The 15317-nt window shown below is 64.5% G+C and carries 13 protein-coding genes; 6 read left to right on the top strand and 7 right to left on the bottom strand.

Annotation, left to right across the window (positions count from 1 at the left end):
- Positions 1–1074 precede the first annotated feature (1074 nt).
- The 3 genes from EFL26_RS21680 to EFL26_RS21670 all read right to left on the bottom strand — a co-directional run bounded on the left by EFL26_RS21680 (position 1075) and on the right by EFL26_RS21670 (position 4984).
- A complete protein-coding gene (locus EFL26_RS21680) occupies positions 1075–1602 on the bottom strand; it encodes a DUF302 domain-containing protein (RefSeq protein WP_123225000.1) in 528 nt (175 codons plus the stop codon).
- A gap of 182 nt (positions 1603–1784) precedes the next feature.
- Complete coding sequence (locus tag EFL26_RS21675) at positions 1785–3194, bottom strand: aldehyde dehydrogenase family protein (RefSeq protein ID WP_123224999.1); 1410 nt, start codon at positions 3192–3194, stop codon at positions 1785–1787.
- A gap of 53 nt (positions 3195–3247) precedes the next feature.
- Positions 3248–4984 carry a GMC family oxidoreductase gene (locus tag EFL26_RS21670; RefSeq protein WP_123224998.1) on the bottom strand — a complete coding sequence of 579 codons (1737 nt, stop codon included), beginning with the start codon at positions 4982–4984 and terminating at the stop codon, positions 3248–3250.
- Between the two features lie 544 nt (positions 4985–5528).
- Between EFL26_RS21670 and EFL26_RS21665 the strand changes: the two genes are divergently transcribed.
- Positions 5529–6239: a flavin reductase family protein gene (locus tag EFL26_RS21665; protein WP_123224997.1), complete on the top strand. Its 711-nt coding sequence runs from the start codon at positions 5529–5531 to the stop codon at positions 6237–6239.
- Here the strand turns inward: EFL26_RS21665 and EFL26_RS21660 are convergent.
- Positions 6185–6814: a TetR/AcrR family transcriptional regulator gene (locus EFL26_RS21660; protein WP_183408320.1), complete on the bottom strand. Its 630-nt coding sequence runs from the start codon at positions 6812–6814 to the stop codon at positions 6185–6187. The genes EFL26_RS21665 and EFL26_RS21660 overlap by 55 nt on opposite strands.
- 487 nt (positions 6815–7301) lie before the next feature.
- Between EFL26_RS21660 and EFL26_RS21655 the strand changes: the two genes are divergently transcribed.
- Entirely contained in the window at positions 7302–8864 is a 1563-nt protein-coding gene (locus EFL26_RS21655; protein WP_123224995.1) for a long-chain-fatty-acid--CoA ligase, read from the top strand.
- Between the two features lie 280 nt (positions 8865–9144).
- Entirely contained in the window at positions 9145–10119 is a 975-nt protein-coding gene (locus tag EFL26_RS21650) for an enoyl-CoA hydratase/isomerase family protein (protein ID WP_123224994.1), read from the top strand.
- A gap of 434 nt (positions 10120–10553) precedes the next feature.
- Here EFL26_RS21650 and EFL26_RS21645 read toward each other — a convergent pair whose 3' ends face one another.
- The gene (locus tag EFL26_RS21645; protein WP_123224993.1) at positions 10554–11222 is read right to left on the bottom strand and encodes a TetR/AcrR family transcriptional regulator; all 669 of its coding nucleotides are present in this window, start codon (positions 11220–11222) and stop codon (positions 10554–10556) included.
- Between the two features lie 62 nt (positions 11223–11284).
- On the opposite strand from EFL26_RS21645, the gene EFL26_RS21640 reads away from it, so the two are divergent.
- The 3 genes from EFL26_RS21640 to EFL26_RS21630 are packed head-to-tail and all read left to right on the top strand — an operon-like array spanning position 11285 to position 12996.
- Positions 11285–11869: a MaoC family dehydratase gene (locus EFL26_RS21640; RefSeq protein WP_183408319.1), complete on the top strand. Its 585-nt coding sequence runs from the start codon at positions 11285–11287 to the stop codon at positions 11867–11869.
- A gap of 20 nt (positions 11870–11889) precedes the next feature.
- Positions 11890–12357: a MaoC family dehydratase gene (locus EFL26_RS21635; protein ID WP_123224991.1), complete on the top strand. Its 468-nt coding sequence runs from the start codon at positions 11890–11892 to the stop codon at positions 12355–12357.
- Positions 12358–12414: 57 nt separating this feature from the next.
- Positions 12415–12996: a nuclear transport factor 2 family protein gene (locus tag EFL26_RS21630; RefSeq protein ID WP_123224990.1), complete on the top strand. Its 582-nt coding sequence runs from the start codon at positions 12415–12417 to the stop codon at positions 12994–12996.
- 451 nt (positions 12997–13447) lie between these two features.
- On the opposite strand, the gene EFL26_RS21625 is transcribed toward EFL26_RS21630, so the two are convergent.
- Positions 13448–14290: an alpha/beta fold hydrolase gene (locus EFL26_RS21625; protein ID WP_123224989.1), complete on the bottom strand. Its 843-nt coding sequence runs from the start codon at positions 14288–14290 to the stop codon at positions 13448–13450.
- A complete protein-coding gene (locus tag EFL26_RS21620; protein ID WP_123224988.1) occupies positions 14287–15297 on the bottom strand; it encodes an NADP-dependent oxidoreductase in 1011 nt (336 codons plus the stop codon). The genes EFL26_RS21625 and EFL26_RS21620 overlap by 4 nt, the downstream gene beginning before the upstream one ends.
- Positions 15298–15317: the final 20 nt, after the last annotated feature.

The following is a 15317-nucleotide window of genomic DNA, read 5'->3' as shown; positions in this document are numbered from 1 at the left end:
AGCGAACACGCCTGCAGATCGCGGATGCCGCAGGGTCATGACCACGCTCGGGTCGCACCGGTGCTCGTGCAAGCTACGTGTCGGTCAACGCGATCGTGATGCGGGAACGCGACGCCCATCGCCCATCCATTCGCTGCCGCTGGATAGCTCCACCCCCTCGGGCGAGGCGATGACCGATCTTCTACGGCACCTTGACATGCTTCATCGCCCCAGACCCGCTTGCAATGCTTGCGGGGCTGTCCTGCGCTGCCATCCGACCGTGCGTTCGTCGACGACGGCACCGGCATGACGGTTGCCTTCCGCGCCGGGGAAGACTCGGGTCGCAGTGCTGATCGGCGCCGATGCACCGCTGGATGCACGTTCGCGGGGCGCTGATCAAGAGCGGCGACATCGGCATTCTCTGCAGCGCATTGTGCGGACCGTGGTGGCAGCGAAAGAACGGTGGGCGACCGAAGGGCGCACACCCCATGATCCGCACGGCAGTTCCAGGGCCGCGGGGCTTGCCGGCCGGCTCAGCTGGTCACGACCGGCGCGCAGGTGCTCCTGTGGCCGCCACGCCGGCCGATCAAGCTGTCGGCAACCCGCTCCCGGCGTGGGCGAAGTAGGGCGAACGCCTCCCGTAGCCCGAAGGCGAACGCCTCCCGTAGCCCGCCTTCCAGACTCGACGAGGATCGCAGGTGAGGGTCGCCATGCCCATCGGCGCGGGCGCCTCGATGTGGGCCACCCCGAGCAGGACACACGGGTTCCTCATGCCACGTGACAGGGTGGCTCCGACCCGTCCCTTCCAAGAGGATCCGGTACCGGTCTCGCTGCAATCGCCGGGCGGCGCGGTCACGAAGCCTGCCGTCATTCACTAGAGGACCGGAGCCTCGGGAGCGCATCAGGTGCCGGGTTCGACCCGGCCGAGAAGGCTGCGAGGAGTAGCGCGGGCATCGCCGGCTGATGAAGTGGCCAGCGTCGAACCGGCCCCAGAACGCTCAGACCGCGGATCTAGCCGCATCCCACCCGACGTTCACGGGCGGCGGAACAAGACCCGCTGTGGCGACCTGCCCGTACTCGACGTGCTTGCCCGTCCTAAGACGTCAACTCTGCTGGAACGACGAGATCGAGAGTCGTGAGAAGCTTTGCGAGCTTGCTGTCCAGGTCCACGCCGACGTTGGCGATTTCCGGATCACCGAAGCTCGCGAAACGTGTGCTCGGCTGATCAATGGAGAACCAGACCTGGTCCTCTTGGTCCTCATAGATGCTCGTGCGCAACGGAGCGTAGAGCATCACCCCGGCGTTGTGGCGGTACATGCGCTCGGCGATCGTGTGGTTGCCCATGAGGTAGGACGTGCAGCGACGACTGTGCCCGGCGAACCGCATGATCAGGTCGGTTTCGGCGCGCCAATACAGGATGAAGTCGTGCGGAGCCTGCTCCGCGGTGATCTTGCAGATCGTGTCCCAATTGACGCTGTCCGGATCCAGGGCGCCATAGCGGCTGAGGTCGAAGGCCGGAACCGCATCCTCGTACCGTTGGCGGAATGCATCGAACGGTTGCTCCACGGCAATCTCGATCCGTGATACGTCGTGGGCGATGATCCGGGCGTGGTGGTCCTTCATGCTCTCTCCTCGTTGTGCTTGTTGGCGCCCTCATTGGTCCGCGCTCATATCGCGGTTGGATCCCACAGGCGGGTTTCATCAAGGCAGTCACAGCGGCGTGACTGGTGGTTCCGCCGACGCGGGCAGAATGCAGTGCTCGAAGCGACCCAGCCGAGATCTGGTGTACGGCACCGGCCGCCGCCTCAGGTGAGCCGACGCAGGATCCGGTCCTTGTTCCGGGTGTACGGCGGGTAGGCGAGCCGGAGTGTGTCGAATCGCAGCGGCTTGTCCACGACCGACTTGGTGTGGCTGAAGGTATCGAGGGAGTACCTTCCGTGATATCGACCGATGCCGCTCTCGCCGACACCTCCGAACGGAAGGCCGAGTACACCGAGTTGGGCTGTCGGCACGCCGAAACTGAGCCCGCCCGACGACGTCTCATGGGTCAGTCGACGCTTCGATTGCGCCGACGAGGTGAAGGCGTAGAGGGCGAGCGGCTTGGCTCGCCGGTTGATGAACGCAATGGCGGCGTCCAGATCGGGGACGCGGACGATCGGCAGGATCGGACCGAAGATCTCTTCGCCCATCACCGCCGATTCTGGGTCGACGTCCGCGAGGACGGTCGGCGCAATGTAGCGCGTGGGTCGGTCGTGCTCGCCGCCCACGACGGTCCGGCCGTCGGCCAGCAGACGGGTGAGTCTCTCGTAGTGTCGTTCGTTGATGATCTGGCCGTACTCAGCGCTCTTGGCGGGGTTCTCGCCGTACATCTCGCGGATCGCGGCGCTCAGGTGCGCCTGGATCTCATCGGCGGCGCGGCCGATCGCCAGCACGTAGTCAGGAGCGACACACGTCTGGCCGGCGTTCATGAACTTGCCCCAGGCGACGCGACGAGCGGCCGTCGCGAGATCGGTGCCTGGCTCGACGACTGCTGGGCACTTTCCTCCGAGCTCCAAGGTCACCGGCGTGAGGTGCTGGGCCGCCGCAGCCATCACGATGCGCCCGACGATGCCGTTGCCGGTGTAGAAGATGTGGTCGAATTGCTGCTCAAGCAGGGTAGTGGTCTCCGGAACTCCTCCTTCCACCACGGCGACGGCCTCTGCGTCCAGGACCTTTGGCAACCAGTGGGCGAGTGCTGCAGAGGTTGCGGGCGCGACCTCGCTGGGCTTGAGGACTACCGCGTTGCCGGCGGCGATCGCGCCGATCAGGGGAGCCAGCGCGAGATTCATGGGGTAGTTCCACGGGCTGATGATCAGAACGGTGCCCAGCGGCTCGATCACGGTTCGGGCTCGGGCGGGCATCAGCGAGACGGGTACGGAGACCCGGCGGGGACGCAGCCACCGATCGAGGTGACGCAGAGTGTGGTCGATCTCGCGCACGAGGAACCCGAGCTCCATGACGTGCGACTCGGTGGCGCTTTTGCCGAGATCGGCGCGCAGCGCCTGGGCGAACTCAACTTCGTGGTCGATCAGCAGGCGTCGTAGAGCGCGAAGCTGCTGCTTCCTCCATGCCAGCGGCTTGGTTCGTCCGCTCGCGAAGGTTGCCCGTACGCGCGCGACGGTATCGATCAGATCCGGGACCGTGGTCGGGTCGGTCGGGGTGTCGATGGCGGTCATGGCTTCTCCTTCGGGCAGGCACTCAGGTGACAGGGTCGATCGCGACAAGGTGCTCATTGCCGGCTGGTGAATCGCAGCGCCGCTGGTGCGTGGGCTGGGACCGCTGGCGCGATCGGGTCGATCGGATCGAGCCTGACGTAGGGCTCGGTCTGCGCCGGGCGCGGATCGGGGTCGCCCTTGTTCGGCCAGAAGGAGAACGCGCGCTCGGCTTGAGCGGTGATAGTCAGGGACGGATTCACGCCCAAGTTCGCGCTCACCGCGGCTCCGTCGACGATGGACAGGCCGGGGTAGTTGAACGCCCGGTGATAGGGGTCGATCACTCCGTCGTGGGCGCTGGTGCCGATCGGGGCGCCGCCCAGGAAGTGGGCGGTCATCGGCATCCCGAAGACCTCGCCCCAGGAGCCGCCGGGGAGCCCGCCGATGTGTTGGGCAGTGCGCAGGTTCGCCTGGTGCCCGGCGGGGATGAAGGTCGGGTTCGGGTCGCCGTGCCCCTGCTTCGAGGTGAACTTTCGTCGGCCGAACAGACCGGACTTGGTGTAGGTGGTGATGGAGTTGTCCAGGCTCTGCATCACCAGCAGGAGAAGGGTCCGCTCGCTCCACCTACGCGGGTTGACCATCTTGAGCCAGGTGACCGGGTGTCGAGCCATCGATCGAAGCGCTTGCGCGAGTCGTGACCTGGTCAATGAACCATCGGTGGCGACGGTCTGCATAAGGCTCATCGCGTTGCTGCCCTTGCCAAACCGCACGGACTGGATATGAGTGTGCTCGTCGGCGTAGAACGATGAGCTGACTGCCACTCCCTTGGTGAACTCGAGGTCAGGGTCACGCGACGTGCGGCTGACGGCGAGGATGTTCTCCGAGTTCGTCCGGGTGAGCTCGCCTAGACGAGGCGAGAGGTCGGGCAGCACCGAGTCATCACGCATCCGGTGCAGCAGTCGCTGCGTTCCCCATGTGCCGGCCGCGAGCACAACCTGGCTTGCCGTCAGACTGCGCCGGTGGCGGCGCCACCGAGTGCCGGTTTTGTGCAGGTCGACCACGAAGGATCCGTCCGGCCGCGGGCGGATGGTGTCGACCGTCGCCATCGGCAGAACGCTCGCGCCGCCACGTTCGGCGAGGTAGAGGTAGTTCTTGAGCAGAGTGTTCTTCGCGCCCTCCCGGCAGCCGGACATGCACGAACCGCACTGTGTGCAGCCGCGGCGCTGCGGCCCCGCGCCCCCGAAGTAGGGATCGGCGTTGGACTCGCCGGGTACCCCGAAGAACACGCCGAGCGGGGCGGGATGAAAGGTATCCGTTGCCCCCAGGTCGTCGGCGACCTGGCGCATCGCGGTGTCGGTCGGGGCGAGATGGGGATTCGTCACGACGCCCAGCATGCGACTGGCTTGGTCGAAGTGCGGCGCGAGCTCGGATCGCCAGTCCGTGATATGTGCCCACTGTTGGTCGCTGTAGAAGGCGTCGTGCGGACGGAACAGCGCGGCCGCGTAGACGAGGGACCCGCCGCCGACGCCGGCGCCAGCCATCACCAGGACGTCCTTGAGCGGGTGGACGCGCTGGATGCCGAAGCATCTTAGTGCCGGTGCCCACAGGTACCGGCGTAGGTTCCATGTGGTGCGGGCGAGCTCGTCGTCGGTAAAGCGGCGCCCCGCCTCGATCACCGCGACTCGATATCCCTTCTCGGTCAGCCGGAGCGCCGCGACGCTTCCGCCGAATCCAGAGCCAACGACGATCACGTCGTAGTCCGTGCCCTTCACGAGCTGCGGCTCCGGGGGCAGCGCGTCTGTGGCGATGATCATGGCGCCATTAAAGGAACTAGGCTGTTCCTTTGTCAATAGGCGTAGCTCTGCGGCTTGTGCCGTCCCGTCGAGGCGTCCGGGACGTTCGACCGGGGTCCGGATACGCGCTCGTCAATCACCCCGATCGTGAATCAACTGACGCGCAGTCATACCGGCGGCACCGGGGACAACGCGTCGGACGATCTAACTTGGCGTTGGTTCAGTGGCGCAGCCTGGCGCACGCCGTCTGCGGTCCAGTCCCTACGACTAGGCAACGATCCGATAGGGCCGGATAGTGCCACGGGTCGCGGTCCAGGCGGGGGAACTGGAGTTGCTGGCCCCCGGGGGGCCGAATCGGGAGGGCGGCGGGCGAAGCTGGGGGAGCGGGTGGCTGAACTGTCGCTTGCTCTGTGCGTTCGAGGACTGGATCAGCGGCCGTGCACGCCCTGGCGCCTCCGACTTGATCCGGCCGACGCTGAGAGAACGCGTCCTTGACAAAGGAACGCTAAGGTTCCTTTAATGGGCGATCGCGATTCCAGTCGCGACCTGCTGGAAGGAAGCTCCCATGATCATCGACTCAGAAGACCTCGACGAGACCTCGGCCTACAAGTTGCTCATCGGGAGCATCATTCCTCGTCCGATCGCGTGGGTAAGCACGCTGTCGACCGAAGGGATCGGGAACATCGCCCCGATCTCGTTCTTCACCTGTGTGGGGCGGAAGCCACCACGCATCTCGCTGTCGATCCAGCCGCGCACCGACCGGGTGACACTGAAGGACACGTTCGTCAACATCCGCGATACAGGGGAGTTCGTCACGAACCTGGCGACCTTGCCGCAGGTGGGGGCACTCCACCGCAGTGCCATCGAGTTCGAGCCTGACGTCGACGAGTTCGAGGCTGTCGGGGTCGAGCGCGAGGCGTCGGCGATGGTCAAGCCGCCCCGGATCAAGGGTGCACCGATCGCGTTGGAGTGCAAAGTCGCAATGATTGCGCCGTCGCCCGACGGGATGAGCAATCTCGTGATCGGCGACGTCGTGGGCTTCAACATCCGTGACGACCTATACGTCAATGGTCGTGTCGACTTCGGCGGGATACACCCGATAGGCCGCCTCGCGGCCGAGTACACCCTGGTCGACAACGCGTTCGTGCCGCCGCTGGCCGAGGATCTCATGGTCGAGCTCACCGGTCGGAGGATGAAGAGGCTGGACGGCCGCGGTGAGACCTACTCTGCGATCGACGGTCCGACGTGGACGCCTGCCGGGTCTGTAGTCGAGTAGCCACGGAGGAACACGTCGACGGTTTGGCGCACTGTCTCGACGATGTCGTCTTCGGTCACCGTCTCGCCGAGTAGCCGCCGTTCGCGGATATCACCGTAGGCGAGCATCCCGAACTGATGTGACGCCGCATCGACATCGACGATGTGCAAAGTGCCGGCATCACATTGCTCTCGGAGGTAGTCGGCGAGGGCCGAGCGGAATCGGGCCATGATCTCGCGGTACATCGAACCCAATTGCGGGAACCGGACGGCCTCGGCCACAAACAAGCGGTAGACGCCAATCGTCTCAGGCGTTGCCCAGTTTGTCGCGATCGCGGTGCCGAAGGCGGTCAGCACTTCCTCAGGCTCACCGTCGGCCGCGCCGCCCATTGCCGTCATGACCACGTCGTAGACGCTGGTGGCGAGTTCCCCGGCCACGGCCATGAGCAGGGCGTCCTTGTTTGGGTAGCGCGCGTAGATCGTCTTCTTGGAGACTCCGGCGTCTGCGGCAATGCGGGAGACGCTGGCGTCGGCGTATCCGCGGTTGACGAACTCCGCGGATGCGACTCGAAGGATGTGCTGGAGTCGTCCGGCCACCTCCGTTTTGGGAGGGCGTCCGGGGCTCACCGCCCGCTGCCCCTGTGCCTTAGCCGTTCTGGATGGCCTTCTCGACGTCACAGGTCAAACCCTTTCACAGCCACATCCTCCCTGAAGCAGGATGCCTCTTGACAAAGGAACAAGAGTGTTCCTTTACTGGTGATCCTACCGGCAGCGATGTGGTCGCAATCAACGAGGAGACGCGATGGGTTTCCAGCTACCGGATAAGGCCTGCATCACGACTCTCGTCAAAATCGCGCCGCAGAACCGCTTCAACGCCGGGGTGATGATCGACCCCAGCGAGGTGGTGGGGCCGGTAGCCGGCTGCAGCAGCGTGCGCGCGTCGTGCCGAAGGTCCGGGGCCTTGCTGCCTACGACGCCCCCGACATCGTGTGCTAGCCGATCAATGACATCCGAGGTGAACTTGAGCGGCTTCCCGCGACCGTCGGTACTGCTGAACTCTCACGCCCATCTCTAAAGGAGCCTGATGAACGACTCGACCCGCAATCTCTCCGCCCTGCTCACCCGATCAGTCAATCGATATCCAGAGCGAACGGCGATCGTGTTCGGCGACGAACGGATCACCTACGCCGCGCTAGAGGCCGCGGCCAACAAGGTGGCGAACCTCCTCGTCGCGCGCGGTGTCAGGCCCGGCGACAAGGTCGCTCTGTCGTGCCCCAACCTTCCGCACTTCACAGTGATCTACTTCGGGATTCTCAAGACAGGCGCGACCGTCGTGCCCCTGAACGTCCTGCTGAAGGCACGCGAGGTCGCGTACCACCTCAATGACTCCGACGCGAAGGCGTACTTCGCTTTCGAGGGCACACCGGAGCTGCCGATCGGTGAAGCTGCCTGGGGCGGCTTCCAGGATGCCGACGGGTGTACCGAGTTCTTCCTGATCGGCACCGGCGGCTCCCTTGACGGGGTCGAGGCCTCGCAGTTGTACCAGCCGGCGGTCGCCGAGCACTCGACGACGTTCAAAACGATCGCGCGCGACGACGACGACACCGCGGTGATCCTGTACACCTCGGGCACGACCGGTCAGCCCAAGGGTGCGGAACTGAGGCACCGAAACGTCTACGACAACGCCCTGACCGGACGCGACCTATTCGACGCGGATGCCGACCGTCCTGACACCTACCTGTGCGTGCTGCCCTTGTTTCACTCCTTCGGCCAAGTGGTTCTCCAGAACGGGGCCGTTGCCTACGGCGGCACGCTCGTAATTCAGCCGCGGTTCGAAGCCGCGTCGGCCCTCAAGCTCATGCTGGAGCACAAGGTGACGTTCTTCGGCGGCGTACCCACGATGTACTGGGCCCTACTCTCGGCCTTGGATGACTCGATCGACGTCGCCCGCCTCGCTGCGAACCTTCGCGTGGCGGTAGCAGGAGGATCCGCGCTCCCGGCCGAGGTCCACAAGCAGTTCAAGGAACGCTTCGGTGTCACGATCCTGGAGGGATACGGACTTTCGGAGACCTCACCGGTCGCATCTTTCGCGCGGTTCGGCGAAGAACCCCGTGTCGGATCGATTGGGGTGCCGATCCCGGGCGTGGAGATGAAGCTCATCAACGACGACTGGTCCGACACGAAGGATGCGCCCGACGAGATCGGCGAGATCGCCATCAAGGGGCACAACGTGATGAAGGGCTACTACAAGCGACCGGATGCCACTGCAGAGGTGATCCGTGACGGATGGTTCCGATCCGGCGACTTGGCCCGCAAAGACGAGGACGGCTTCTACTACATCGTCGACCGATCCAAGGACATGATCATCCGCGGTGGATTCAACGTCTATCCGCGCGAGCTCGAGGAAGTGCTCATCGAGCATCCGGCCGTCTCGCTGGTCGCAGTCATCGGTGTCCCGCACGATTCGCATGGCGAGGAGATCAAGGCTGTTGTCGTCAAGACCGCCGGGGACGCGACCACTGAGGCTGAGCTCGTGACCTGGGCCAAGGAGCAGTTCGCGGCGTACAAGTACCCGCGCATCGTCGAGTTCGTCGACTCACTTCCGATGACGGCAACTGGGAAGATCCTCAAGCGTCAGCTTGCTTGAGTGCCGGCACGTCCGTGATGACCGATCCGAGTGTGGGGAGCTTGCCGGGTTACCGAGCGCCAAAAGCTTGTTTAGAGCAATGCACGCAACGCAGCCTGCGGTTGGGGTCGCGGCCGCGGGTCGCCCATGGCGTGGAAGGCGAGTTGCCCCACGAGGGGGTTGTCCTATGTCCCGCACGCGCCTATCGTTGTGTAACGAAGTTATGAACCTTCGTGCGGGACCGCCTCCACGAGCCTGCTAGCCCGGCGACACGCCGCCAAACAAGAATGAGGAGACGCCGGTGTCTTGGAAGGATCGCCGCGGGCAGCACATCGATATTCAAGATCTCGGCAGCGGTGTGGTCTTGGCTCGTTTCGTGGGTAACGACCTGGGACTTTTTGTGCGTGAGGCTGCCCCCGAACTGGTTGATCTCATCGAGCACGCCGACCGTGATCCTGAGGTACGGGTGGTTGTGCTCACTGGGTCTCATCCGCACCGATTCATCAGCCACGCAGACCTTGACTGGCTACAAAAGGATGGTTCCGGCATTCCTCCGTTGAGCCGCCGTATCACGAGTTTGGTGGCCAGGGTCGCTCACCATGCCCGCCGAACAAGGTTCACGCGGTGGGTGGCGAGAAAGACGCCATTGAATGGGGCAATCCAACTGGATCAGATACATGAGACGTTTGTTCGGATGACGACGAGCTCAACAGTTTTCGTGGCGGCCATTAACGGCTCCGCCCTCGGTTTGGGGGCTGAGATTTCGTGGGCGTCTGACTTGCGGCTGATGGCTGAAGGAGACTACGTCATCGGGCACTTGGAGGTTCTGCTCGGGTTTGGGCCCGGCGCCGGCGGCACCCAGCGCCTTCCCCGACTTATCGGCTCACATCGTGCCTTGGTGGCCATGTTGGAGGGTCGACCCTTCTCCGCTGAAGACGCATTGGCGATTGGGGCGATCGACGAAATCGTCCCGTCCGACCAGCTCATTGCCCGGGCGATCGAGCGCGGCAAGTATCTGGCAGCGCGGCCACCGAAGGCGATCGCTGCCATCAAACGGGCGGTCAACGTAGGTGGGTCCTTGTCAATGGCGGAAGGCCTGCATCTCGAGCGCGCCGAGTTCCTCGCCTTGCTACCGGAGCGACAGGCCCAGTCGATCATGTCGCACTATGTGCGCGATACTGCCAGCGTCGGCGAACTGCTGGTGTACCAGCCGGGTGGGTATGCCGCAGCCCTGCAAAATGGAGACGCCGCAGTCGTCACCACAAAGACGGACTGAACCGCCGATTTCCCATCATCGAAGGCCCACTGCGCATCGACGTGACGAGTCACGGCTTGGGGCCGGCACGTACCGGCGGCCGCGCCGTAGGTCGAGCGATTTGCTTCGGCGGGTTGACTGTTTGGCGGCACCAATCGCAATACGGCAATAGTGCGCGAGCCCAGGCCGACGTGTCTTCGGGGACGATCGACAACTTTGCCCACCGTCTCGGAAAGTCCAAATCCAGCTCGGTTCCATCGCATCGTTGGGCGCATGAGGCCCTATCTGGTGCTCACCGGACTTCAAGTCGCTGAGTTCATCGCGGACTCGGACCTCGAGGGGCCGCTCCGCGAAGTGGTCGTGTCGTGTCCGTGTCTTAGTGGCAGCAGGTCACCAATGTCGATCTCCGCGCCACGGAGAAGTGCCAGCCATGCCACCTGCCCGAAATCGCATGGTCACGGTGCTCGTAGTTGCCCGGCCGTCGCAGCTGATGCGATCGCCGTCAGCGCCTGTCGTAGCGCGGGCTCAAGTACGTCGGGCCGAAATCTGGGACGCGGTGAAGCCAGTTGTTCGAGAACCATGCCATTGATCAGAGCAGCGAGCATGCGGGTGTCGCGCACATAGTCCGTCGAGCCGATCGCTTCAAGGACGGGTGTGGCGCTGGCGACATAGGCTTTGCCCCACGCGCGAATCAACGGGCGCAGCTTGGGGTCTCGGCCCGCTGCCAGATGCAACTCCAGAACCGAATATCCCATCGCGCGATCGCGGATCAGCTGCTGATCAACCATCGCGGCCAGCCGAGCGGCGACGTTGTCGATGTCGCGAGTGGGATCGGTGTCGCTGAGCTCGCCCTGCTGCAACCACCTCACGTTCTGGTCTGCCACGCATTCGAGTGCCTGGTGGAGCAACTCATCACGACCGCCGAAGTAGTAGGCCACCGAGCCGTGCGTGGCACCAGCTTCGGCGGCCACCGATCGATGGGTGACAGCCGCCGGACCCTCGCGCACGATGATGCGCAACGTCGCCTCGATCAGTGCCCTCCTGCGGTCCTGCCCACGCCGGGTCAGGCCCGGGTGGTGTATGCCCACCGGGTTCTCACCGCTGTCTTCGCGATTGCTTGACATGCGCCATACCTAACCATAAATTCCTCCGCATGGAGAACTTATCCGAGCGGAGAAGTATGGCAGTGTCCGCGTCGAACGCAGAACGATTGACGGCGTTGGCCCGCACGACGAAACAACGCGAATACGCCCGAGACTTCGTCGCAACTTGGCGCGACCACGTCACCTGGGACCGCGCGCCGATGCGTGAAGCCGTGAGGCTGCCCGGCGAGTTCATCGTCGAAGAAGAAGATGTCTTGGCCTACAACCTGGCTCTTGGCGAAACCGACCCGCTCCTAGTCGACCCCGAGTACGCGCGAGTACACGCTCCTGGTGGCACGGTTGTGGTGCACCCCCTGTTCACCACTTCGATTGGATTCTGGCTGGCGGCGCCCGGCACGCCATTGTCATGGACCCGCACCCCGGGCGCGCGAAATCCCTTTCAACGGGTCGTGATTCGCGAGCCGATCAAAATCGGGGACCGGTTGTCGCTGACCGTGGAAAATACCGACCGCTACATCCGCCGCGGTAAGCACTACTTGAGCGCGCACGTCGTGATGTCTGACCAGCGCGGCGCCGTCAAGGCCGAGTCCTGGGCAACCCTAATACTGCCCGCTAACCACGATGAAGCACGCGCCTTCGCCACCGCACTCAACGACACACGTCCCTAACTCATCAGGAGCGCACAGCCATGATTCTCGGCAGTCCACGAGCCCCCTTTCTCGATGACCTCAAGACCGGTGACGAACTCTCTGAGCTTGTTTATGACGTCACCCAAGAGTGCGTCGACGCCTACGGCATGGCGAGCCTGGACCTCAATCCGGTCCACATGGACCCTCAGTGGGCCGCGCGCGCCCAGGTGTTCGGATTTCCGGAGACCGTCGCCCACGGCATGATGAGCATGTCCTACGCCGCCTCGCTCGTGTTGCGCGCCTTCGGAGCGTCGGCGCGCATAACTGCAGTTGAGAGCACGTTTACAAAGCCCGTTCCGGTCGGCTCCACCGTCACTGTGCGCGGCGAAGTACGCGACACTCACCCGATCGGCGACGGCAAGGATTTCGCGGTCATCCGCGCGATCGCGACCGACCAGCACGGCGACACGATCAGCGTGAACGAGATTCACTTGCAGTTGCCACGCCGACCGGCCGACCAGCAGTAGGCGTCGCAAGAACCTGCCCCGCCGAATGCAATATGACCCGTGCGGCTTGCTCCGTTCATGACCAGAGCCTCCATCCAGCTCGAGGAGTCCACCATGACTTCACCGCCTGCTGACGACCGTTCTGACGAGCGTTCGGTCGTGCCACGTGTGGACAGTGCCGCCCATTGGATCGAACTTTTCACTCAAGCCTTGGGCGCCGGCCACTACGCCGCATTAGCCCGCCTTGTTGAGTTCATCCATCCGGAGTACACGGGCGTCCAACCGCGAACCCCCGACGTCGTGGGCCGTGCCAGCCTTCTCGCCCTTTTCGCCCGGGTGTACGCACTTGTCCCGGACCTGCGTGGTCAGGTCCTGCACGCCAACATCTATGACGGCGGCGTGTACATCGAGGCGCGTCTGAGCGGCACCCTTGGAGGGCGCCGAATGACCTGGAAAACCTGCGACAGGTTCTGGTTCGAGGACGGCCTCGTCAAGGGCCGCGTCACATACTTCGATCCATTGGACTTGCTGGCTAGCGTCGCTGGCCGGCCTCGCGCCTGGCGACGTTGGTGGCGCTCGGGGCTAGGCCCCCCGTCGCGGCGCATCTCTAAGCGCGTCGACCCACGCAGCCGCAATCTCAGAACCCAGGCCGACACGTGAGTTGCGACTTAGACGGCCGTCAACAAGAACCACATCCAGGTAGACCGGCAGGGTAGACCGGTCGGTCTTCCTCAGCTTCCGGAAGGACCGTCACGACACCCGCGGTCACGCCCATATGAGGGTGGCGGAGGAGGAACTCGGCTTTGGTCGCGGACCGCGCGCTCGAACGGCTCGCCGAAGTAGGTGTCGAAGTGGCCGAACCGACGACGCTTGACGTCTCGCGTGGGCCAGACGCCGGATAGAGTGCCGCATCTCGGCAGACCTTCTCCGCAACCTTCATCAGCGCCTCGACGGTGCGCTTAGCGCACGGATCCATGCGTGGTGCCTCGCCAATGCTCTGCAACTCTGCGACCCTGCCGCCGGGTTTGAATCAGACAGAACCGGTTGGCTGCGCTGCCCGAATGCGATGAGCGCTCGCCCCGCTCTTCCAAGCCGCGTTCGAAGCCGCTGATCAGCTCAGGAATGCTAGGACTTCGGGCACATACCGCTCGTGATACTGGAAGACGCCTCCATGCCCGGCGTCCGGGTAGATCCGGAGTGAGGCGTTGCGCAGGCGATGTGCCAGTTCGAACGAGCTCCGAGTGGTAACCATGCGGTCGTCCTCGCCGTTCGCGACGAGCACCAGGTGCTCGATCGTCTCTAGCTCCATCGGGTCCTGGGCTGCCCATCGACGAATCGCGACGATCTGCGCAGCTACGCCCAGTGCTGAGGTCTTCTTGACGCGACCTTCGGTCCGCTCGGTCAGTCGGTCCAGATAGGCGAGCGCTGCAGCCTTGCCGTTGGACGTTCGCGTGAAGAAGAGGTAGCGCTTCGGGTCGGTGGAAGTGAGAATGCCGTGCAGGAAATCGCCGAGCAGCCTCGCGCTGACCTTGCCGATGTCCCCGGCGGGCCCGGTGCCCGCAAGCACCATCCTCCGAACGAGCTGGGGCTCCTTGGTCACGATCACTTGCGCGACGAATCCGCCGAGGGAGAAGCCCATGAGGTCGACCTGCTCGAGCCCGAGCGCGCGGATGAAGGCGATGGCATCGTCGGCCATCGCTGCGACCGTTGTGGGCGTGCGTCCGCCGGATCCTCCCACGCCGCGATTGTCGAAGGTGATCACGCGTCGCTCCGTCGCGATCCCGTCGATCACGCGGGGGTCCCAGTCATCGAGCACCGCCGTGAAGTGGTGCAGGAAGACGACGGGTACGCCGGTGCTCGGCCCGAACTCGCGGTAGGCGAAATTCGTTCCCTTGATGTTGATGATCCGCGTCGGGGATGTACGGGCATCCAGCACGGTTCTGGTCTCGCTCATCGGGACTCCTGGTCCATCGTGATGACAACTTTGCCGCGGGCCTTGCCGTGCTCGACGTACGCCAAGGCTTCGACTGCCTGGTCGAATTGAAATGTGTGCTCGTCGACGACTGGTCGGAGGTGGCCGGCGTCGTAGAGGGCGGCGAGGTCGCGCAGCTGCGAGCCGCTGGCCCTCGTGAAGAAGAAGGAGTAGCGCACGCCGAGCTTTCGTGCCTGCTTGCGCACCTTGCGGCTCAGAACGGCCATGACAGGGCGCAGGAGCGGCTGGCCGACCTGGTCGGCGAACGTGGGATCGGGGGGACCTACGACGCTGACCGCCAGGCCGCCGGGCCTGAGAATCTTCAGAGACTTCTCTAGGTTGGATCCGCCCAGGGAGTCCAGGACGACGTCAAAGTCCGACGGCAAGTCGGCGAAGTCGGACTTGGTGTAGTCGAGGACCTCGTCGGCGCCGAGCTCGCGTGCTCGGTCTACGTCGTAGCTGTTCACTGTCGTGGCGACATACGCTCCGAGGTGCTTCGCGAGTTGGACCACGGTCGAGCCCAGGCCGCCAGCGCCGGCGTGGATCAACACCTTCTGGCCGGGCTCGACCTGGGCGACGTCGACCAGCGCCTGCCACGCAGCGAGGGCGACCAGCGGAACTGCGGCGGCCTGCTGAAGGGTCAACGACTTCGGCTTGAGGGCGAGATCGTCCTGGTCGATTGCGATGTATTCCGCGAACGTGCCGATGCGCAGGTCGCGAGGGCGGGCGTACACCTCGTCGCCCACCTTGAACTCGCGGACGTCGGCGCCGACCTCGGTCACGATCCCGGCGACATCGTGGCCGAGCACGAAGGGGCGCTTGTACTTCAGGAGGAGCTTGAGCTCACCGTTGCGGACCATCTTGTCCAGCGGGTTGACGCTGGTTGCGCTGACCCTCACCAAGACGTCGCGCGCGCGGACCTGCGGCTCTGGCACTTCGGTGGCGCGCAGGCCGCCAGGGCCGTACTTGTTGACGACGAATGCCTTCACGGCGGCTGGCCTGCTTCCCT

The sequence above is a fragment of the Nocardioides pocheonensis genome, from assembly GCF_003725535.1.
Taxonomy (GTDB): Bacteria; Actinomycetota; Actinomycetes; order Propionibacteriales; family Nocardioidaceae; genus Marmoricola; species Marmoricola pocheonensis.
Note: the sequence above shows the minus strand (reverse complement) of the source record. Positions and strands in the feature narration are given on the sequence as shown.

Coding starts and splice junctions, on each gene's coding strand:
- EFL26_RS21680 (WP_123225000.1), bottom strand. CDS start 1,602: ATGAAGGACCACCACGCCCGGATCATCGCCCACGACGTATCACGGATC.
- EFL26_RS21675 (WP_123224999.1), bottom strand. CDS start 3,194: ATGACCGCCATCGACACCCCGACCGACCCGACCACGGTCCCGGATCTG.
- EFL26_RS21670 (WP_123224998.1), bottom strand. CDS start 4,984: ATGATCATCGCCACAGACGCGCTGCCCCCGGAGCCGCAGCTCGTGAAG.
- EFL26_RS21665 (WP_123224997.1), top strand. CDS start 5,529: ATGATCATCGACTCAGAAGACCTCGACGAGACCTCGGCCTACAAGTTG.
- EFL26_RS21655 (WP_123224995.1), top strand. CDS start 7,302: ATGAACGACTCGACCCGCAATCTCTCCGCCCTGCTCACCCGATCAGTC.
- EFL26_RS21645 (WP_123224993.1), bottom strand. CDS start 11,222: ATGTCAAGCAATCGCGAAGACAGCGGTGAGAACCCGGTGGGCATACAC.
- EFL26_RS21635 (WP_123224991.1), top strand. CDS start 11,890: ATGATTCTCGGCAGTCCACGAGCCCCCTTTCTCGATGACCTCAAGACC.
- EFL26_RS21630 (WP_123224990.1), top strand. CDS start 12,415: ATGACCAGAGCCTCCATCCAGCTCGAGGAGTCCACCATGACTTCACCG.
- EFL26_RS21625 (WP_123224989.1), bottom strand. CDS start 14,290: ATGAGCGAGACCAGAACCGTGCTGGATGCCCGTACATCCCCGACGCGG.